The organism is Pseudanabaena sp. PCC 9330, assembly GCF_055795045.1.
Genome location: NZ_JAYFES010000095.1, coordinates 18,836 through 39,305, shown reverse-complemented (window position 1 = coordinate 39,305; position 20,470 = coordinate 18,836). Strand labels below are relative to the sequence as shown.

Below are 20,470 nucleotides of genomic sequence, written 5' to 3'. Positions count from 1 at the left end.
ACTCATGATCTGTTGCCATTACCAGGGAGGGGGATTGTAGCATTGGGTCTATCAGAGTATCTTGAAAATAAGACAACCCCCTTTAGATAGACTTATAAAAAGCCTCTCTCATGAAAATACTTCTGCTAGAGGACGATCGCCCTACCAGTGAGTTTTTGACCGATACCTTAGTCAGCCATCGCTACGCTGTCGATGCGATCGCCGATGGGGCCACCGGCCTAGACCTGGCCAGTCGCTGGCCCTACGATCTGCTGATTATCGACCGGGGGTTGCCCTCCCTAGATGGTCTAGAGGTGTGCCGCCGCCTACGCGCCCAGGGCAGCCGCACCCCCATGCTTATGCTCACGGTCAAGGACAGCCCCGACGACATTGTGACCGGGCTTGACGCCGGGGCCGACGACTATTTGGTCAAGGGCTGCGATGCGTCGCAGCTGCTGGCGCGGGTGCGGGCGCTGCTGCGACGGGGCAATGCCGCCCCGGTGCTGGGCTGGGGCGATTTGTGCCTCGACCCGGCGCTGGCTCAGGTGACCTACCAGGGGCAGCCCATCCCCTGCCGACCCAAAGAATACGAACTGCTGGAGCTGTTTTTGCGCAATCCCCAGCGGTTGCTGACCCGCAGCGCCATCATCGACCACCTCTGGCCCATGGATGAACCCCCGGTCGAAGGCTCAATCACCAACCTGATGAAGGATCTGCGCCAGCGGCTCAAGGCGGCGGGTATGGTGCTCAGCCCGATTGAGACGGTCTATGGTCTGGGCTATCGGCTCAAATTGGCCCCGATGGAAACGGTTGAGGTAGAGGTGAGCCCCGGTGAGACTAAGGACGGTGCCGTAGAGTTGGGATCTGCGACCCCTCGGCTAGATTTGATCATGCAGCAGGCCACCCAGCGGTTTCGGGCTTCTCTAGAGCAGCGGCTGAGGTTGCTAGAGGGGGCGGTTCAAGCCGTAGAATCGGGCACCTCTAGCCCCCAGCAGCGACAGGTGGCCAGCACCGAGGCCCACAAACTGGCCGGGGGGCTGGGGCTGTTTGGCTACACCCAGGCCTCTGAGGTGGCGGAGTCGATCGAGCAGTTGCTGCAATTGGACCAGCCCACCCCCCTGCTGGCCCAGCAGCTAGAGGAGTTGAAGCGATCGCTCACAATGCCGCTGGGGTAGGCTATTTAATCAATACACCATGGTGTTGCCCCAGACTACAGCCCCGACAGCAAAGCCCGCTGGCTGGCGCGCATGCGCGCGATCGCATCATCGCTGCCCTGCGCTCAGCTCGGGAAGATGGCCATGACTAGGCGCATCTTGGTTGTGGATGATGAAGACGACATTCGCGATGTTGTGCAGGCGGCGCTAGAAGATCTGGGGGGTTGGCAGACCCTCGGGGCTGCCTCTGGAGTTGAGGCGCTGCGGCTGGCAAATCAGGGCGCGATCGACGCAATTTTGCTGGATATTTCGATGCCCGACATGGACGGGTTTGAGCTGTTTGAGCAGCTGCAAGCCATTCCAGCCACCCAGGGCATACCGGTGATTGTGCTGACCTCTAAGGTGCTAGCCCGCGATCGCGATCGCTTTGTCACACTCAGACTAGCGGGCCTGATCACCAAGCCCTTTAACCCTCTCACCTTGGCTGAGCAGATCGCAACTTTACTGCATTGGTCGCTCTAGAACCAGACGTCATGTTTGGGATGCAACAACATCTCATCCCAAATCCTGCTCGCCTGCCCTCGATTTAGCAGGGCGAACAGCGGTAAGGCCTTCGGTCAGGCTACGCCAACGCCCTACAGGTTGGCCAGTTGGGCATCAGGGGTATGAAATTTGGATTTGGTCTCAAACATAGGGAGTTCTTTTTTGGGAATTAAAAAAAGGTGGCGATAGTGCTCAGAAAGTCAGTTTTGTTAATTTCCACATTGCCGTCGTGGGGGTCGCTGGTTCGAGTCTAGTTATGTCTATTAAAACGGTCAGTTGTTTTTGCTTTCGGGGTGCTACCAGCGCCCCTGTATCGGCTAGGGCTAGCCGTGCAAGAGGCGGTATTCGCGGGGCGAGACCCCGGCCCAGCGTTTAAAGGCGCGGGCAAAGTTGGCGGGGTCGGTGTAGCCCAGATTTGTGGCAACCTCTAGGAGTTTGATCTCGGGCTGTTGAAGTAGAGCTATGGCCCGGTTAAATCGCACCTGATCGACCAGCTTAGAGTAGGTTAGCCCCGCTTCGGCCAGGTGTCGTTGCAGGCTGCGCACACTCAACCCCGAGGCCGCCGCCACCAGGGTAATATTTGGGCAACCGTAGGGCAACAGCGAGTAAATTAATTGATGTAGCGAGTCGAAGAAGGTGGAGGACGGGGCGGACTGTTGAAACCCGGCGTAGTCTGGGTGCAGGTTGATGTCATCGCCTGTGGCGGTGGGGTTATAGGGCAAACTGAGAGCACCCCGAGGAATTTTGATGGCGTTGCAGGGGGAGCGAAAGTGAATGGCGGTGCCAGCAAAGTCGTCCATGGTCAGCAGCGATCGGCAGGGCGGCCCTTCTAGATGAATCTCGGTCGGTTGCCAGGTGGAACCTAGGACTCGACGTAGGGTATTGAGGTAGATGCCGAGGTCATAGCGATGGGTTTGCAGATTGCTGACCTGGCCTGGGCGATCGCAGTGAAACTGCCACCAGACCGAATCATTTTCCCACCGCAGGCTGGTGTGTTCGCCCGAGTTGGCCATGCCCACGACCTGTTCAATGGTCGCCAGCAAATCAAACAGCGTCAGCGAGTTATCTAAAATTTTGCCGAAGGTGCCCAGCTTTTGCAGCGGGGTTTGGCGACCGACCAAAAAGCCGAGAGCCTCTAGCCCCTCCAGGTAGGCGGCATTTTCAGCTAGGGCTGCCCCTTGGTAAAGGGGCAGCAGGCCTTCTGGGTTGTCTAGGGCGGCGGGAGAAAGGTTGACTTGCTCTAGAAGGCGATCGGTGGGGGAGCCAATTTGGTTGAGAAAATCAACCACAGGCAACAGTACCCCGACTCTGATGAGAGGAATGGCTTTCATAGAAAACACGGAGCAAGGGGGCTGAGAATAAAGCAGGCTGAGCCTGGAAAGATGCCTTCTAAGCCAAGACTATCAGAGGTTTCATTATTCTTAGTAGTCTTGGCGCGAAATGACCAGAAATTTAAATATCCAGGTGATATTACTGAAGAGCCAAGCAAAAGACGTGCTCGACAAAGGGTCGCCATTTACCAGCCAAATCATGCCTTGCTAGGAGGGCATCTCTTTTATAAAGCTTGCCACCTAAGGCCGCTGTCTTTGAGAGGCGGAGACCCCCAAAAACTCCCCAGCCCTTTTGGAGCAAGGCTTTAGAGATAGTCAGCGCATCTCGCTAAAGGGTTGATCAATAGCGCTAGCCCAGGGTTGGTTAGCGCTATTGAGAATGAGCAATGTACACCATAGACAACCTTTTGGTTGTTTTTCTGCCCTTGAAAGTTGTGAGGATAGCGTGAGCAAAATGCTAAGAAAACCTGGGAAATAGATCGGTTGACTGGCCGTCATGTTGCGCAGCGTTGAGAAAAGAAATTTATTCGTTGCGTTTTATTTGAGCGTTTCTATGGGGTTGTTTAATGTTTGTCTTGCCTCAGTAGCCGTGTTGCCTTAGAGGGGGTTTGACCGATGGACTTGAAAGAGTTGCTGAGTAGTTTTGCCCAGATCACGTTGTTTTCGGTGATGCTCTCGATGGGCATGGTGCTGGGGTTTGGGGGCATGGCGCGGCTGTGGCACAGGCCGTCGCTGCTGCTGCGCTGTGTTTTGGCGGCGTTTGTGGTGGTGCCCCTGGTGGCCATGGTGGTGACCAAGGTGCTGCCCCTCAGCTTTGAGGTGCGGGCGGGCATTGCGGCAATGGCGGTGATTCCCGGCGCGCCGGTCACCTACCGCAAGCTGCTCAAGGGGCCTGCCGATGCGGAGCTGGCGGGCAGCTTTCAGGCGACGATGGCGCTGCTGTCGATCGTGCTGGTGCCGCTGTGGGTGGGGGTGCTGTCGGCCCTGTACCCGGCGGACGAGGTGGCCCCTCTAGCGGTGGTGTTCAAGCAGGTGATGCTGGTGCAGGGGGTGCCGCTGCTGGCGGGAGCGGCGATCGCCCACTGGCTGCCCGATCTGGCAGAAGACTTTAACGAACCCCTCAACCGCATTAGCAGCACGATGTTAATCGGCGTGGTGCTGCTGGTGGTAGTGATGGGGCTGTCGCTGGTGCTCAAGGCTGGCCCCCTGCCGATTTTGGCGGTGGTGCTGATGGCGGCGGCGGGGCTAGTGGCGGGCCACTACCTGGGCGGGGCTGACCCTGTTACACGCCAAACCATTGCCCTGGCCAATGGGTCTCGCAATGCCGGGCTGGCCCTGGCGCTGATCACCCTCAACTTTCCGACGGTGGCCCATGAGGTGCTGGTCACCATTGCCTCCTATGCGGTGATGTCGGCGATCGCAGCCAAGATCTACACCCACCTCTACCAAAAGCAGCTGGCTCGGGGTGCCCATCCCCAAGATGCGCCGGGGTTTTAAGTGCGATCGCTCCCAGACGTTCCATGCATACAGGTCGGTTTTCGCCGCGTGTTTTGAGTTTCAAGAAAAAAAGGATTTGATTATGGCTCTGTTGAAAGTATTGCCCGGTTTGATGGCATCGGCCTGTCTTGCGGCTGTCATCGCCCCCTTTAGCCTGGCCCAGGCCATGGTCGTACCCACCGCTGAACAGCCTGCGCTGACCCAGGCCCAGGCCTCCAATGCCGACGACCAGCCCTCTAGCCCCGACGATTTGGCGGTAGATGATCTGACCGATGAGCAAGTCGCCCAGATGGAGGCGATCTTTGACGCCTATGAACCTCAAATCGAGACGGCCACCGCTAACTATATGGCGGCACTGGAAGCCATGAATAACCTGCTAGTGCCCAGTACCCGCTCTGAGCTGCTGATCAATGGCTATAACGATCTGACGGTGGCCCAGCAGACTAAGGACGCTCTGATTTTTGAACGCAACCTGGCGCTGCGGGAGGTGCTCACCCTCGATCAGCGCCAGGTGATTAACGATTACGTGCGTGCCTACCTGGGCATTGCCCCACCGGAGCCAGTGGCGGCGTTTCCCGACACCCTGGTGGGTCTGGATGCAGATACGGCGATCGCCGATCTCCAGGCCGACGGCTGGGGCGTGGCCTTTACCACCCCCTCCCAGGTGGGGCTCAATCGCGGCAGCGAAAAGCTGGATGTGTACATCAACCGCAGCGGCGAGATCAGCGGCGCTGAGCTGTTTTAGAGGCACCACTATGAACCGCACCCTCAATCTAGTGGGTCTAGGGGCGGTGGCGGCGATCGCGCTGCTGCTGCCCCCCCAGGCTAGGGCCGACGCGCCCAATTTTTTGGATGATTTGGACGATACGGCTGAGCAACCTGCGGCGCTAACCAGCGGGGAACCACGGCCCGAGGTCGGTTCAGCCGTGGTGCTAGAGGGGGAAACTGGGGCGATCGCCCCAGCCCCCAGCCCGCCGCCCCAGGCCCCTCAGCCCGCTGCCGCTGCGTCAGCCACTCCTGGGGACGCCCCCGGGACGGCTGCCCCCAGCGCCGATATTCCCCAGTTGCCGCTGTCTACCAACAGCCTCGATCTGCAACCCATCGCAGCCCCCTTGGCTAACGAGGGCGTTTTCCCAACAGCGATCGCTCAGCCCCTCGACATGGCCCAGACCCCGTCGGAACCCTCCCCGACAGGGCAGTGGCATTTTGTCTTTACGCCCTACGTCTATGTGCCCTTTTTTATCTCGGGCTCAGCCAACTTCAAAGGCACAGAAGACTTCAGAAATAATTTTGCCAACTCCAGTGGCTCCGGCAACTTTACCGATCCGTCCCGAGACTTTGAATTTGTTCCCAGCGACATTCGATCATCGCTGCAAAACAGCCTCAACTTTGCCTTCTTCGGAGCTCTAGAGGCCTGGACGCCCAACTATACCCTAGGGTTTCTGAGCAATGTGGACTACGTTTCTCTCTCCAACCGGGAGACGCTGACCCGCGATGTGCGCCGCCCAGGCCTGGCCAGCTTTATCCCCAGCGAGCTGAACGCCGCCCTCAATACCCAACTGTGGAATATTGATCTGGCGGCCAGCTATCGCTTTTATGACGCGGCCAGGGCCAACCCCGAGGGCCTGCATACCGAGCACGACCTAGGGCCGTTTGTGTTTGATGTGCTGGGCGGCCTGAGTATCGTCAGCCTCAACACCCAGCTGGGCCTGAGCACAAATTTGGGCGGAGAGGGCCAGTTTAGTAGCAACCGCACCCTCATCTCCCCCCTGGTCGGCGGACGCTTTCGGTGGAATGCCAGCCCCAAACTGGCCGTTCTCCTATCGGGCACCGTCTCTGGGTTTGGCCTCAGTGGCATCACGCAGTACGGCTTGCGAGGCGGTGTCGATTGGATGTTCTCTGGCAACACCACCCTGGGCGCGGGGTATCGCTTTGGCTTTCTCGACTACCGTTCTAGCCAGCTCGATCTAGACATCAACCAGAATGGCCCCTACCTGAATGTCGGGTTCCGTTTTTAGGGGGCAGTGGGGCTGGGGCAAGGCTAAAAATTTGGGCTACAAACGGCGAATCGGAACCCCAGACCAATAGTGACATTGCTCCCTGTGAGGCTTAGCTAACCTCAGCTCGGGTTAGGCGTCGCAGGTGATATTCCCCGGTAGCCCTTACCCTCAGAGATCTACCCAAAAGACCGCATCACCAATTCTGCATCACCGAGTTTGAAAATTGCTTTTCACAACCCAAATTAGCCAAGGAATTATCGGTTATGACTGCTAACGGCAACGTCCAACGCCAGGTTCTTCCGATTCCTGACCAGACCCACTTTGGCATTACCACCTATGATGCCAAAGACCCCGATACCAAGTTTCCCCCAATTCGCGATCTGCGTCCGCCAGCGGGTGCGCCCAACGTCCTCGTCGTGCTGCTAGATGATGTGGGCTTCGGCGCATCGAGCGCCTTTGGCGGCCCCTGCCACACCCCCACCTTTGAAAAACTGGCGGGTCAAGGGCTGAAGTACACCCGCTTCCACACCACCGCCCTCTGCGCCCCCACCCGGCAGGCGTTGTTGACCGGGCGCAACCACCACTCGGTGGGTATGGGCAACATCACCGAAACGGCGACCGCCGCCCCAGGGCAAAACTCGGTGCGGCCCAACACCAAAGCACCCCTGGCGTTGACCCTGAAGCTGAATGGCTTCTCCACCGCCATGTTTGGCAAATGCCATGAGGTGCCCGTGTGGCAATCGTCGCCCATGGGGCCGTTTGACGGCTGGCCCACTGGCGGCGGCGGTTTTGAATATTTCTACGGCTTTATCGGCGGCGAAAATAACCAGTGGGATCCAGCTCTGTATGAGGGCACCACGCCGATTGAGCCCCCGGCCACCCCAGAGGAGGGCTACCACCTGACGGAGGATCTGGCGGATAAGGCGATCGCCTGGGTCAGCCAGCAAAAAGCCCTGATGTCCGACAAGCCGTTCTTCATGTACTTTGCCCCTGGGGCTACCCACGCGCCCCACCACGTTCCCCAACCCTGGATCGACAAATACAGGGGCCAGTTCAGCCACGGCTGGGATCGTCAGCGGGAGATCACCTTCACTAAACAAAAGGAAATGGGTGTGATTGGCCCCGATGCCGAACTCACGCCCCGCCATGCCGAAATTCCTGCTTGGGACGAGATGGATGCGGCCTATAAGCCTGTGCTAGAGCGGCAGATGGAGGTTTACGCTGCTTTTCTCGAGCATACCGACTACGAAGTTGGGCGGGTCATTGCCGCGCTGGAAGACCTGGAAATTTTGGACGACACGTTGGTCTACGTGATCATCGGCGACAATGGCGCGTCCGCCGAGGGCACCATCCACGGTGCATTCAACGAAATGGCCAACTTCAATGGTATGGCTGCCTTAGAAACGCCAGAATTCATGCAGTCTAAGCTGGAGGAGTTTGGCGGCACCGAGTCTTACGGTCACTACGCTGTGGGCTGGGCCTGGGCGATGGATACCCCCTACCAGTGGACGAAGCAGGTGGCGTCTCACTGGGGCGGCACCCGCAACGGCACCATCATTCGCTATCCGAAGGCGATTCAGGAGCAGGGCGGTCTGCGCCATCAGTTTAGCCACGTAATCGATGTGGCCCCCACGGTGCTAGAAGTGGCCGGGATTCCTGAACCCACGATGGTAAACGGTGTGCTGCAAAGCCCCTACGAAGGCACTAGCATGGCCTACAGCTTTAACCAGGCCGATGCCCCTGAACGCCATGAAATTCAGTACTTTGAGATGTTTGGCAACCGGGGCGTCTACTACAAGGGCTGGAGCGCCATCACCAAGCACCGCACCCCCTGGATTATGACCGGGCAGAAAATGGTGCCCTTTGATGAAGACGTGTGGGAACTGTACGACGGCAGCAAAGACTGGACGCAGTTCCACAACCTGGCGGCGGAAATGCCGGAAAAACTGCACGAACTCCAGCGTCAGTTTCTGATCGAAGCGGTGAAGTACAACGTGCTGCCCCTGGACGATCGCCAGACCGAGCGCATCGACCCCACCACCGCTGGCCGTCCCTCTCTGGTGAAGGGAGATGCGCAGATTTTCTTTGCGGGCATGGGGCGTCTGTCAGAAAACAGCGTGCTCAGCATCAAGAACAAGTCGTTCTCGATCACTGCTGAAATTGACCTTAAGGACAAACCCGCCAACGGGGTGATTATCGCCCAGGGCGGCAAATTTGGCGGCTGGAGCGTCTACGCCAAGGAGGGCAAGCTCAAGTTTGCCTACAACGTGCTGGGCATTCAGGAGTTTTACACTGAGGCGACGACTCCTATTCCCTCCGGGAAGCACCAGGTACGCATGGAGTTTGCCTACGATGGCGGCGGGTTAGCTAAGGGCGGCAACGTCACCCTCTACTACGACGGCCAGTCCGTCGGCACCGGGAGGGTCGAGGCTACCCAGCCGATGATTTTCTCGGCGGATGAAACCACCGACATTGGCTACGAATCGGGCACCTCTGTGACCCCCGACTACAACGCCCACAGCAGCAAGTTCACCGGCAAAATCCACTGGGTGCAGCTGGACGTGGGCAAAGATGACCACGACCACTTGATTGACCCTGAGGAGCGGCTGCGGGTGGCGATGGCCCGGCAGTAAATCCGCTCCCTCAATCCCGCTCCCCAGGGAGCGGGATTGGATGTTCAGTTCACGCCAAATTGACCTCTATCTGTCTACCCATCGGTTTTCTGTTCCCTGACAGGAAAGCCAACCATGAACGCCACGCTCCTGGGGGAAGCTGAGGCCCACGCCATTGGCCTAGAGGCTTACCTCTATCTCTACCCCCTGATCCTGATGAATGTCACTCGCCGGGTCACCACCGCTGTCGCTCCTGGTAACCGGCTCGGCCCTCGCCCCGCTCCGACCTTTACCCCCCACGCCCGGCCCCCCGGCGAGGGTTGGGCCGGGGGGCGGCCCAACTTAGACCTGTTCTATTCCAGTACCTGGCTCAAGCTGTTTGACGAGCCGCTAGTGGTGTCGGCCCCCGATCTGGGCGATCGCTACTATTGGCTACCCATGCTCGACATGTGGAGCGAGGTGTTTGCTACACCAGGCCAGCGCACTAGCGGCAGGGGGGCGGGCCACTGGGCGGTGGTGCCCCCTGGTTGGCAAGACAGCCTGCCCGTGGGTGTCGATCGCATTGAGGCCCCGACGCCGATGGTATGGGTGATGGGCCTGACTCAAACCCATGGCCCCGACGACTATGCCACCGTCCAAGCCATTCAGGCGGGCTACACCGTCATCCCGCTGTCTCAGTGGGGCCAGGCGGTGCCGCCCCCAAATCTGGCCGAGCTATCCCAAAGTTGCGCCGCGATCGCACAACCCCCACCGTTGCACCAGGTCAACCAGCTGCCCATTGAGCGGTTCTTGGCCTACGGGGCGGCGCTAATGGCCCAGCACCCGCCCCACCCCACCGACTGGTCGCAACTGGCGCGGTTTAAGCGGCTGGGGCTGGCACCAGGGCATCCCTTTAACCCAGGGCAGCTCGACCCGGCGGCGCGCGAGGGTTTGCAGTCGGTACCCCAGGATGCGATCGCCACCATGCAGGCCCAATCTGTCACTCTGGGGCGAGTGGTCAACGGCTGGCGACTGCCTCCCGAAACTCAAGGGGTCTATGGCAACGCCTATCTAAAGCGGGCGATCGCCGCCATGACTGGCCTGGGGGCTACTCCCCCTGAAGATATGGTCGAACTCCAGTGCCTTAGTGATGCCGAGGGTCAGCCGCTGACGGGGGGAAAGGGCTACTGCCTGCACTTTGAGTCAGCGGGGTTGCCCCCGGTAGAGGCCTTCTGGTCACTCACCCTCTACGACGGGGATGGGTTTCCGGTGCCAAACAAGCTGAACCGATATGTGGTGGGCGAGCACGATCCCCTCACCTACAACGCTGACGGCTCACTCGATCTCTATATCCAGCCCGCTAGCCCTGGCTCAGAGCTGGAGGCTAACTGGCTGCCTTCACCTTCTAGCGGCCCGCTCAACCTCACCCTGCGCCTCTACTCCCCCCAGTCCTCAGTTCTGGACGGGCGTTGGCAACCTCCTGCGGTGAATCCCTTGACCTAGAACAGATTCCTGGGTTCTTCAAAAACCCAGGAATCTGAAGTCCGCCAATTATCTTTCTTTAACAAGCACAACTATGAACAACAATCACGTTCTAAACCAAATCGGCGGGGGGGCTCTCGCCCTCGGCATGACTCTGACTGTGGGTGCGATCGCCCCCGCCCAGGCCCAGGAGCTAGACCCCAACGCCACAGAGGTCTTGCAATTCATGTCTGACTATCTGGCAGCGACCGAAGCCTTCAGCGTCAATGCCGACATTGATTTTGAAGTGGTGGCTAGAACCGGGCAAAAGCTGCAATTCAGCAGCTATGCCTCTATGGTGATGCAGCGGCCCACGGGGTTCTTTATGCAGCGGCGGGGGCCACTGGCCGACGCCGAGATTGTCTTTGACGGCAGCCAGGTTACCCTGTTTGGGCGGCGCATCAATGCCTATGCTCAGATTCCCCTCAGCGGCACCATTGACGATGCCATTCTCGCCGTGGAAGCCGAGACAGGCCTACCCTTTCCGGGGGCGGATTTGATGTTTAGCAACCCCTACGCGGTGCTGATGGAAGGGGTAGAAAGCAGCCAGTACCTGGGCACCGCCTACATCGACGGCGTAGAAGTCCACCATCTGGCTTTCCGGGAGGCCGATGTGGACTGGCAGCTGTGGGTGCAAACCGGGGACGTACCCCTGCCCATGAAATATGTGATCACCACTAAGTGGGTGACCGGTGCGCCCGAATATTCCATTCGCCTGCGCGACTGGAACACCAACCCGCAGATTGGTGCTAACCGCTTTACCTTCACCCCCCCGGCGGGGGCAAGGCAGCTAGAGGCACTGCCCCCCAGCGAACTAGAAGACTTTAAATCCACCGAGGAGGCTCAGTAATGAACGTGAACTATATCAATCGTGTGGCGATCGCTACGTTGGCTCTGTTAACAGCGGGTGCTGTGATCGAGGGAGGCTTCAGCGGCGATCGGCTGATCCCCCCAGCGGCGGCGGTGGTGGGTAGACCGGCGACCCCGGTCAGCGTAGCCGGAGTGGCTCGGCGCACCACCCGGCGGACGATTCGGCGATCGGCGATCTATATAGCCAGTTTGCCCGGCGGGTGCTACCCCACCGTCATCGAAGGCACCTCGCTTTACCAGTGCGGGACCACCTTCTACCAGCCCTACGGCACCCAGTACGTGGTGGTGTATGTGGACTAGGCTCAGGGGAACTCATCGGGGGCAACCGCTATGAGCCCATCCGCTGCAACCCGAGCGATCGAACCGCGCTGGCCTGTGGCATTGACCATTGGGGGGGTGCTGGTCTTGCTGACGGTGCTGCCCGATCGCATCCGCGTGTTTCCGGTGTGGGTCTCCTACCTGCTCGGCATCGTCATTCTGGTGGCGATCGCTCTGGTGCCAATCACGGGCGGGAAACCGCGATCGCTGCGGTTTGAGCGGTGGATCACGCTGCTGTTCTGCCTGTTTGTGGGCGCGGGTATGCTGACGGGCCTGCGCCACTTAATTTTTGAGATGTTTGACCCCTCTGGCGACCTGAATGGCCTGGAGCTATTTACCTCCAGCGTGGCCGTGTGGGTACTGGGCATTCTAATTTTTGCCCTGGTGTACTGGCAGAGCGATCGCGGTGGGCCAGAGGCGCGGCGGCGAAACCAGGGCACCCGTCCCGACTGGCTCTTTCCCCAGGCCGACTTGGAGGATAGCTTGCCCTACTGGCACCCCACCTTTGTGGATTACCTGTTTTTGTCGTACACCACGGCCACCGCTTTTAGCCCCACCGACGTGGCCCCGCTCACCGCTCGGGCCAAGCTAATGCTGATGGCCCAGAGCCTGATCTCCCTGGCCACCATTCTGGTGGTGGTGTCGCGCGCCATCAACATTCTTGGCAGTTAGCCCTTTTCTCTCGAGGAGAACCCCGATGCCAACCACTAGCCCCGCAGAAGCCCGCGCCATCGCTAAGGAAGCCTATATTTACGGCTATCCCATGGTCGATAGCTACCGTATTCAGCACGCCTACTTTGTCGATCCCCACAACCCCGAATACAAAGCACCCTGGAACCAGCTGTGCAACATCGCAAGGGTGTTTACGCCAGCAGACAAGGCCGTGCAGACCCCCAATTCTGACACGCCCTATTCTATGGCGGGGCTAGATCTGCGGACAGAGCCGATAGTGCTGACGGTGCCAGAGCTGGAACGCGATCGCTATTTCAGCATTCAGCTGGTCGATCTGTACACCTTCAACTTCGAGTACATCGGCAGCCGCACGACGGGCAATGGCGGCGGCGTTTTTGTCATCGCTGGCCCCGGTTGGCAGGGCGAAACCCCCAGCGGCGTGAGCCAAGTGATCCGCGCCGAGACCGAGTTTGTGCTGGCGATCTATCGCACCCAATTGTTTAACCCTGACGATCTCGATCGCGTGAAGCAAATTCAGTCCCGCTACCAGCTCCAGCCGCTTCCAGAATTCCTAGGCCAAACGGCCCCGGCCAATGCCCCTGCGATTCAGTTCGTGCCGCCGCTGACCCCCGAGGTCCAGAGAACGTCCCTGGCGTTTTTCGGCATTTTGGATTTTCTGCTGCAATTTTGCCCCCCGGTACCCTCCGAGGTGGATCTGCGCTCTCGGTTTGCCCAAATTGGCGTGGGGACAGGGCAGGGCTTCTCGGCGGATGGACTTTCTGCTGACGTTCAAGACGCCATGACCCAGGGCATGGCCGATGCCTGGGCCGACTTTGCGGCCCTCAAAAAGCAGGTGGATGCCGGGAAAGTCACCTCCGGCGATCTGTTCGGCACCCGCGACTATTTGCAAAATAACTACCTCTACCGCATGGCGGCGGCGGTGCTGGGCATCTTTGGCAACTCCAAACAGGAGGCGATGTATCCCTTCTACACCGTGGATGACGAGGGCCAGCCCCTGAGTGGCGCAAACCGCTACACCCTACACTTTGCAGTGGGTCAAAGCCCCCCCGTCAACGCCTTTTGGTCGTTGACGATGTACGAACTGCCCTCTAGCCTGCTGGTGGCCAACCCGATCAACCGCTATCTGATCAATTCGCCCATGCTGCCCCATTTGCAGCATGATGCCGATGGTGGGGTCACCCTCTATATTCAAAACGAGTCGCCAGGGACGGAGCTAGAAGCCAACTGGCTACCCGCTCCGGCAGGGCCATTTTTCTGTGTTATGCGGCTCTATTGGCCCAAGCCCGAAGCCCTGGACGGCACCTGGCAAGCCCCCGCTATGGAGCGCCAGTAGCGCCCTATCCACCCCAACGGTTGCTAGGAGATCATCCCCATGCAAAACTACCCCAAAATCTCCGGCCTTCGACAATCGCTGCCCCTACTGCTAGGGACCGGGCTTGGGGTGGCTCTCACTCTGGTGGTCATTACCCAGTTGCCCCTGGGCCATGCTGCGGTGCTCAGTTCCCTGGGGCTGGCCAGTTTAACGGTGGCCTGTGCCTATCTCTCCAAGCCGATCTACTGGTGGCTTGGGGTGGGTGCGATCGCAGGCATGGTCATCGGCCTGGGCGGCATCATGGCCGGATCGCTGGCCGCCGAAAAAGAGCAGGTTGAGATCCAACTGCGCCTGGTTTTGGTGATCAGCCAAGTCCTGGCGGGGTTCATCTCTGGGGTGCTGCTGGGTCGTCGCATTCCCCAGGCTCATCTGCCCACCCTCAAAGACTTTATCTCTAGCATCAGCGCCGTCACCGTGGGGCTGTATGCGATCGTCGTCACCGGGCGCTTCATTGTAGATGGGTTGGAACCCGCCCGCACTCTCTCCAGCCGCCTGAGCACATCGACCACCATTTTGATCACGCTGCTGGCCCTGCCAGGGGCGATCGGCTACCTGCTCGGCCAGCACTGGAAAACGGCCAATACCCGACGGCCCTGACTCACTGATGGATGTTGCCTAGCGTTACCGACCGCCTCAAGGTGTTGTTGTCAAGACCCGGCGACTGGCATCGGGGCACGGTTTGCAAAGGCCGGTTTGAACTAGGGCACGGCCCGCTGCGAGCGGCCTTTGAACAACGGGGTCGGCAGCCCGTGGCAGCCAACCTGCCCCAATTGCTGTCAGATATTTAGGCGCTTGTTGAGCCTAAAAAAGGTTTTTGATAAATCCCTTTGAAGAATGCCCTGCTTGAGTAGGCAACCTGGGCTCAACCGGGCTAGCGTTCAGGTAACCTATTCTCACTGCCCATGCCCCCTCTCTTCACTGGCCCTCTCACCCTTGAAACGGTGACCGTAGCGATTTGCGATCTGCCCCAGCAGCTAGAGGGATGCCGCATTGCGCAGTTGTCTGACTTCCACTACGACGGGCAGCGCTTGTCTCACCGGCTGTTGCAGCAGGCGATCGATTGCGTGAATAGCCTAGAGCCTGACCTGATTGCCCTCACGGGCGACTATGTCACCAGCGACCCGGCCCCTATTGCGGCGCTCTCTACCTACCTCAGCCGCCTGAAGAGTCGCTACGGCACCCTGGCCGTGCTGGGCAACCACGACAATGTTAGACCGGGGGGGCGGCAAACTATAGTGCGATCGCTTCGCCAGGTCGGCATTCACGCCCTGTGGAACGAGATTGCCTACCCCGTGGGGCACGATCTGCCGGTGGTGGGCCTGGCCGACTTTTGGTCGCGAGACTTCAACCCCGCTCCCTTGCTCGACTCGTTGTCGCCGACCCAGCCTCGACTGGTGCTGTCTCACAACCCCGACACTGCTGAATATCTCGCCTCCTGGCGCGTCGATCTTCAGCTCTCGGGTCACACCCACGGCGGGCAAATTGTCCTGCCTGGGCTGGGGCCTGCGCTTGCCATCACCCAGGGGCTGCGCCAGAAGTTAGCCGATTGGCTACCCGTTGACCTACCTTACCTCAGCCGCAAATGCCTCAAGGTCGTGCACCACTGGGAGTGGGCGTCGGGGCTGCATGCGATCGGGCAAAATCAGCTCTACGTCAACCGAGGTCTGGGCACCTACGCACCGGGGCGGTGGCGCTGCCCACCGGAGGTGACGGTGGTGGAGCTAGTGAAGCGGTGAGGGGTAGATGGCCGGGCGTAGGGGCAAACCCACCTGTCTGCCAAAATTCTAGGCAATAAAGCAATGCTCCAATAGTTAAGACACCAGCGACGTGGGGCGATCGCCTTGCTCCATGCCCGTTTCTCTCTGGGGTAAGAACCCCACCGCCGCCAGAATAGCCCTGAGGTCAACCCCATCTTCTAGCAGGCTAATGTGACCACTGTGAGGCAACGGATAGATCCGGGGGTTGGGCAACAGGGTCGCCAGGCGTTGAGACTCTTCTAGGGAGGGCAGCAGGCGATCGCTCAAAGAAGCCACCAGCAGGGTGTGGGCCTTGACCCGATGTAGCCGCAGCGGCTCTAGCCGAAACTGCGACAGCAGGCCCAATCGCCATGCCGTGCTGGCCTGGGATACGGTGCCAATGGCGCGCACCAGGGCCTGACGGTTGGCCTTACCCATGCGGCTGAGATCGGCCATCACCGGCAGACCACCCAGAGTAGACCCCTGGTAGAGCGGTGGGGCTACCCAGGGGGTAATGTGCGCCACCCAGTGCAGCCACGGAAAGCGATGAAACGATGAGGCTGAGTTGACCAAAATCAAATGGCTGGCCAGAGCCGGGGCCAGGGCTAGCACCCGCAGCGCCAGGCAGGCACCAAACGATTCGCCGCAGAGGTAGACCTGGGCCGCGCCTGCCTCCTGGCGGATGAGCTGCACCGCCTGGGTGGCGAGGCTTTCCCAAGACGACAGGTCATTGCCTGGAATCACCAGACAGCGAATATCGAAGTGGTGCTTCAGGCGATCGCTCTGGGCCGAAAATAGCTCGCCGCTGCCATCCATCCCCGGTAGATAGATAAACAGCGGTCGGTGGGGGTTTCTTCCCGCCGGGGCATAAAGCTTGAGAACAGAAGACTCTGGCATGGGCAAATTAACGACGGTAGGGCCAGGTAGCCAGCCATTAACAACAGTTCAACAACAGCCGTTCGAGGCAGAGACTAGCGGCAGCCCTGTCTCAGCAACGTGGCAATTTCCTCTTGGCAGCACTGGGCTAGCTCGGTGGCTAGGCAACTGGCACCCTTGCTGCGGTAGCGCGATCGCAGTCGACTGTCCACCCGCACTGGGCGACCAACCAGCACATCTACCTCTTGATAAAACACCGCCGGATGCCAGCCCGACTGCTGAAACAGCGGCTCGGCGGCATCAAACAGACTCAGCCACCGCAGGGGCACCACCGAGTTGTTGGTCTCTCGCTGAGCGGCGATCGCCACCGGCACAATGAACAACTCCTCCACCGGAGCCCGCAGCGCCAGATGGGCAAACCCCCGGTGAAAGGTATTCAAGTTGTCAGGAGTGGTTTTGTGCACCATCGGTGCCGCCCCCTCCGGAAAAATACCCACAGCCTCTCCCTCTCCCAGGGCGTTCATAGCGCGGCGAAAGAAAGCCGTTTGCCCTTTGTCAGGGGCATCTAGGGGGAGGCAGCCGAGGGCGTTAATCACATGCCGTAGCCCTGGCACCTGGCTCATGTAATGATGGCAGGCAAACCGCACCGGGCGACCCACTGCGCTCATCAGCAGCGGTGCATCCATAATGCTGCGATGATTGCTGACCACCACCATGGGCAACGCATCGGGCAGACGTTCTTGGCCGTGCACCGTCATGCGCACTCGCGACAGGCTCAAGAGCCCACGAGACATATCCAGTGGGTTAGCCAGGGAGCCGGAGTCAGAACGGGGCAGAGCAGCAAGGGCCATTAAAATCCTGAAAATCGGGCTGACGCCTTTGCCGGTAAGCGAGGTGACAGCACATACATCTCATAAGCTATCAAACTCTCAAGCAACCCTGGGAGTGATATTTCGCCTAGAACAGGGAGGATACCCCTACCGGCTTACTGACGAGAGGCCCGCAGCTGGCCACAGGCGGCGTTTTCTTCCAGCCCCCGAGAGTAGCGGACGGTGACGGCGATGCGGCGATCTTCAAGCTCGGCGACAAAAGAGCGAATGGCCGCCTCGCTGGGCCGCTGGTAGTCGGCCTCGTCAATGGGGTTGTAAGGAATCAGATTTACATGGCTTTGAAAGCCGCGCAGATGCTGGGCCAGCTCAACAGCGTTGGTAGGCTGGTCGTTGAGCCCCGCCAGCAGAATGTACTCAAAGGTCACCCGCCGCCCGGTCAGCTGTACATACTCGCGGCATTCATCCAGCAGCACCTCTAGGGGGTAAGCCCCAGCACTGGGAATGAGCTGGAGCCGCTGGGCCTGGTTAGAGGCGTGCAGACTCACCGCCAGGGTAACCTGGAGCTGCTCTGCCGCCAGGGCACGAATGCGGCCCGGTACCCCCACCGTCGAGAGGGTCATCGCCCGCTGGCCAATACCCACGTCCCCATTCAAACAGCGGATGGCGGCGACTACGTTGGCCACATTCAGCAGCGGCTCACCCATGCCCATAAACACAATATGGCTGACCCGCTGACCAAAGTCTTCCTGCACGGTCAGCACCTGATCGACAATTTCGTGGGTGGCTAGGTTGCGCACAAAGCCGCCCTTACCGGTAGCGCAAAAGTCGCAGGCCATGGGGCAGCCCACCTGCGACGACACGCACACCGTCAGCCGCTTAGCCGAGGGAATGCCCACAGTCTCTACAATTTGGCCGTCGGCCAGTTTGAGCAAATATTTCACCGTGTCGTCGCTGGCCACGACCCGGTGGTGCAGGGTCGATCGTCCCACATCGACGTGCGCCATGGCCTGACGCCAGGCTTTGGAAAATACGGTGATGTCGGCGAGCGATCGCGCCCCCTGCTGGTAAATCCATTGGTAGAGCTGCTTACCCCGATAGGCGGGCTGCCCCTGGGCCTGTACCCAGGCCGTTAGCGCCTCTAGAGATTGGCCCAGCAGTGGCTCCGGGCGAGATACCGCTGGCTCGGGCAAACGATCTACAGGAGATTGATCGGGTTGGGAAATAACAGCCATGACCGCCGAAAATGCACAGTTTTTTATGGTAGCGAGAATCTGACCTCAGTTGCCCTAGCGGCGGCGGCTAGGAAAGTCTTCGGGGTCAGCCTTGGGCGGCGGCGTGGTGGTGTTGGTGCGCATCAGGTCAACCAGCCCCTCGGTCAACATTTTGGGATCCATAAAGACCACCTTGGAGTTGTCGCTTTCCCCTAGCTTCTGGTTGGCATCGACGTAGCGCTGGGCCAGCAGATATTTTAGAATTTCGCCCGTGTCGCTGCGCTCTTTTAGCGCCCGAGAGAGCAGCTCAATAGACTGCACCGTGGCCTGGGCCCGCTCGATCGCCGCTTTTTTGTCCCCCTCAGCTTCGAGCACGGTGGCGCGGCTTTTGAGCTCAGCGGCCTGCTGGAGCTGCATCGATCGCCTGACCTCCTCCGGGGGGATGATTTCCTGCACTTCCACCCGGGTCACCTTGACCCCCCAGGGCTCTGTCGCTTCGTCGAGCTGAGACAGCAGCGCCCGGTTTAGCTCGTCCCGAGATGAAAACGTCTTCTCAAATTCCATCTTGCCGATTTCCGATCGCAGGGTCGTCGTCACCAGCTCACTGATAGCCTTCTCCACATCTTCGATGGCGTAGTAGGTCAGCTCTAGCTCCAGAATGCGCCAGTAGACCACCGCATCCACATCCAGAGACACGTTGTTTTTAGTGATTGCACCCTGCTTGGGCACATCTAAAACCTGCTCGCGCACGCTGTCGCGCAGCACGATATAGTCGAGCACCGGCACGATGAAATTGAGCCCTGGCCTGAGTTTGCGGTGGTACTTGCCCAACCGCTCCACCAGCGCTTCGGTACCCTGGTTGATGATTCGCACCGAGCCCACGGTGTAGCCAATGATGATGAGGGCAAAAATTCCAATGATCTGCGACACGCTGTGCTCCCAGGGCGAAGAAATTGAGTAAGCCCGTTCTACCCACCAGTGTACCGAGTTCTTTCTAAAACGAGCGATGGCCAAGGCTAACGCTGGCAGGCCACATGCTTGAGAATGGTCATCGGGCCGAGAGTCTTAAGCAACTCAAGCTGCTTGGGGTCTTTGACCAGTAGCGACCCGGCAAACCCCAGCGAGTTGACCGGAATCGACTGGTACTGCTCTTGCTGTCTAGGCAGCGCTAGCATCCAGCTCCGAGTGGCCAGCAGGTTGTAGGGAAAGTGCTGGGGAGGTGCGTCCCAATCGACCCCCAGGGCCGAGAGCAGGGTGCGATAGGTGGCCAGCAGCGTCGAACCGGTGGGCTGGTCAGCCAGGGGCAAAATGGCGTGGTGGAAGGGCAGCAAGGGCGACGTTATTGGCACCGTGCCATGGGGGTCTAGGTCTAGAGCCTCGACCACGGCGGCCAACGGCAGAGGGCTGTGGTCGGGGCACAGAGGCGGTGGCACGAGCTGCAAGTGCTTGTGGCGCTGACTGGCTCCGGCTAGACGGCCGCCGTTATAAAAAGCCAGGCCGTCGATTTCAGCCAGAGCCAGGGCCAGGGCGTGAAAATCGGCCAGGGTAAGCCAGGTGTCTTGGTCTTCGAAGGCGCGGGTGATAATCAAAATGTGGTGATCTACCACGTTGTACTTATTCAGTAGGCACAGGTGGGTATCTGACAGGTTGGCGACAAAGAGATCGGGGTCGTAGGGTAAAAAGGGGTTGGCGGGTTTGCCCGTCTGCTGCTCAGACTGTTGAGCGCGATCGGCCACCTCTTTGCGCCTCAGATTGGCTAAAATTCTGACCACAAACCGAATGTTTTCCTGCTCTACAAACTCGTAGTGGGTGTCGATGGGTTGAAGGGCACCACAGGCCAGAGCATGGCGGGTCTGTCGTTGAATTTTGCTCCATAGATCGCCGGGCGCTAGATCGGCCCCAGAGAGAGAAACCATAAGGCAGGCTACAGGGTGAGATTTAACCTTCC

General features: G+C 59.5%; 20 protein-coding genes. 14 read left to right on the top strand and 6 right to left on the bottom strand.

Going from position 1 to position 20,470, the window contains the following annotated elements:
• The first annotated feature begins 110 nt into the window (after window positions 1-110).
• Complete coding sequence (locus tag AC0QKW_RS10115) at window positions 111-1,154, top strand: response regulator (RefSeq protein WP_473150942.1); 1,044 nt, start codon at window positions 111-113, stop codon at window positions 1,152-1,154.
• Window positions 1,155-1,277: 123 nt separating this feature from the next.
• Window positions 1,278-1,655: a response regulator gene (locus AC0QKW_RS10110; RefSeq protein WP_473150941.1), complete on the top strand. Its 378-nt coding sequence runs from the start codon at window positions 1,278-1,280 to the stop codon at window positions 1,653-1,655.
• 344 nt (window positions 1,656-1,999) lie between these two features.
• Here AC0QKW_RS10110 and AC0QKW_RS10105 read toward each other — a convergent pair whose 3' ends face one another.
• Window positions 2,000-3,007, bottom strand: coding sequence for an AraC family transcriptional regulator ligand-binding domain-containing protein (locus AC0QKW_RS10105; protein ID WP_473150940.1), 1,008 nt, complete (start codon window positions 3,005-3,007; stop codon window positions 2,000-2,002).
• 615 nt (window positions 3,008-3,622) lie between these two features.
• Here AC0QKW_RS10105 and AC0QKW_RS10100 point away from each other — a divergent pair.
• The 12 genes from AC0QKW_RS10100 (at window position 3,623) to AC0QKW_RS10045 (ending at window position 15,605) form a co-directional block, all read left to right on the top strand.
• Window positions 3,623-4,504, top strand: coding sequence for a bile acid:sodium symporter family protein (locus AC0QKW_RS10100; protein WP_473150939.1), 882 nt, complete (start codon window positions 3,623-3,625; stop codon window positions 4,502-4,504).
• Between the two features lie 82 nt (window positions 4,505-4,586).
• The gene (locus AC0QKW_RS10095) at window positions 4,587-5,249 is read left to right on the top strand and encodes a hypothetical protein (RefSeq protein ID WP_473150938.1); all 663 of its coding nucleotides are present in this window, start codon (window positions 4,587-4,589) and stop codon (window positions 5,247-5,249) included.
• Window positions 5,250-5,259: 10 nt separating this feature from the next.
• Window positions 5,260-6,522 (top strand): YfaZ family protein, encoded by a 1,263-nt coding sequence (locus AC0QKW_RS10090; protein WP_473150937.1) that lies wholly within the window; start codon window positions 5,260-5,262, stop codon window positions 6,520-6,522.
• 245 nt (window positions 6,523-6,767) lie between these two features.
• The gene (locus AC0QKW_RS10085; protein WP_473150936.1) at window positions 6,768-9,137 is read left to right on the top strand and encodes a sulfatase-like hydrolase/transferase; all 2,370 of its coding nucleotides are present in this window, start codon (window positions 6,768-6,770) and stop codon (window positions 9,135-9,137) included.
• A 114-nt stretch (window positions 9,138-9,251) separates the two neighbouring features.
• Window positions 9,252-10,598: a DUF1254 domain-containing protein gene (locus AC0QKW_RS10080; RefSeq protein WP_473150935.1), complete on the top strand. Its 1,347-nt coding sequence runs from the start codon at window positions 9,252-9,254 to the stop codon at window positions 10,596-10,598.
• A gap of 73 nt (window positions 10,599-10,671) precedes the next feature.
• On the top strand, window positions 10,672-11,466 hold the full coding sequence (locus AC0QKW_RS10075) for a DUF2092 domain-containing protein (protein WP_473150934.1): 795 nt from the start codon (window positions 10,672-10,674) through the stop codon (window positions 11,464-11,466).
• Window positions 11,466-11,786, top strand: a complete 321-nt coding sequence (locus AC0QKW_RS10070) for a hypothetical protein (RefSeq protein WP_473150933.1) — start codon at window positions 11,466-11,468, stop codon at window positions 11,784-11,786. Before AC0QKW_RS10075 ends, AC0QKW_RS10070 begins: the two co-directional genes overlap by 1 nt.
• Before the next feature lie 30 nt (window positions 11,787-11,816).
• Window positions 11,817-12,476, top strand: coding sequence for a hypothetical protein (locus AC0QKW_RS10065; RefSeq protein ID WP_473150932.1), 660 nt, complete (start codon window positions 11,817-11,819; stop codon window positions 12,474-12,476).
• A 25-nt stretch (window positions 12,477-12,501) separates the two neighbouring features.
• On the top strand, window positions 12,502-13,830 hold the full coding sequence (locus AC0QKW_RS10060; RefSeq protein WP_473150931.1) for a DUF1254 domain-containing protein: 1,329 nt from the start codon (window positions 12,502-12,504) through the stop codon (window positions 13,828-13,830).
• Window positions 13,831-13,869: 39 nt separating this feature from the next.
• Entirely contained in the window at window positions 13,870-14,466 is a 597-nt protein-coding gene (locus AC0QKW_RS10055; RefSeq protein ID WP_473150930.1) for a hypothetical protein, read from the top strand.
• Window positions 14,467-14,477: 11 nt separating this feature from the next.
• The gene (locus tag AC0QKW_RS10050) at window positions 14,478-14,657 is read left to right on the top strand and encodes a hypothetical protein (RefSeq protein WP_473150929.1); all 180 of its coding nucleotides are present in this window, start codon (window positions 14,478-14,480) and stop codon (window positions 14,655-14,657) included.
• A 114-nt stretch (window positions 14,658-14,771) separates the two neighbouring features.
• On the top strand, window positions 14,772-15,605 hold the full coding sequence (locus tag AC0QKW_RS10045; RefSeq protein ID WP_473150928.1) for a metallophosphoesterase: 834 nt from the start codon (window positions 14,772-14,774) through the stop codon (window positions 15,603-15,605).
• Window positions 15,606-15,680: 75 nt separating this feature from the next.
• Here the strand turns inward: AC0QKW_RS10045 and AC0QKW_RS10040 are convergent, their stop codons facing one another.
• The 5 genes from AC0QKW_RS10040 to AC0QKW_RS10020 all read right to left on the bottom strand — a co-directional run bounded on the left by AC0QKW_RS10040 (window position 15,681) and on the right by AC0QKW_RS10020 (window position 20,438).
• Complete coding sequence (locus AC0QKW_RS10040) at window positions 15,681-16,502, bottom strand: alpha/beta fold hydrolase (RefSeq protein WP_473150927.1); 822 nt, start codon at window positions 16,500-16,502, stop codon at window positions 15,681-15,683.
• A 74-nt stretch (window positions 16,503-16,576) separates the two neighbouring features.
• On the bottom strand, window positions 16,577-17,332 hold the full coding sequence (locus AC0QKW_RS10035; RefSeq protein WP_473150926.1) for a lysophospholipid acyltransferase family protein: 756 nt from the start codon (window positions 17,330-17,332) through the stop codon (window positions 16,577-16,579).
• Between the two features lie 134 nt (window positions 17,333-17,466).
• A complete protein-coding gene (gene rlmN, locus AC0QKW_RS10030; protein WP_473150925.1) occupies window positions 17,467-18,543 on the bottom strand; it encodes a dual-specificity RNA methyltransferase RlmN in 1,077 nt (358 codons plus the stop codon).
• A 54-nt stretch (window positions 18,544-18,597) separates the two neighbouring features.
• On the bottom strand, window positions 18,598-19,452 hold the full coding sequence (locus tag AC0QKW_RS10025; RefSeq protein ID WP_473150924.1) for an SPFH domain-containing protein: 855 nt from the start codon (window positions 19,450-19,452) through the stop codon (window positions 18,598-18,600).
• Window positions 19,453-19,538: 86 nt separating this feature from the next.
• Window positions 19,539-20,438 carry an ATP adenylyltransferase family protein gene (locus tag AC0QKW_RS10020; RefSeq protein ID WP_473150923.1) on the bottom strand — a complete coding sequence of 300 codons (900 nt, stop codon included), beginning with the start codon at window positions 20,436-20,438 and terminating at the stop codon, window positions 19,539-19,541.
• Window positions 20,439-20,470: the final 32 nt, after the last annotated feature.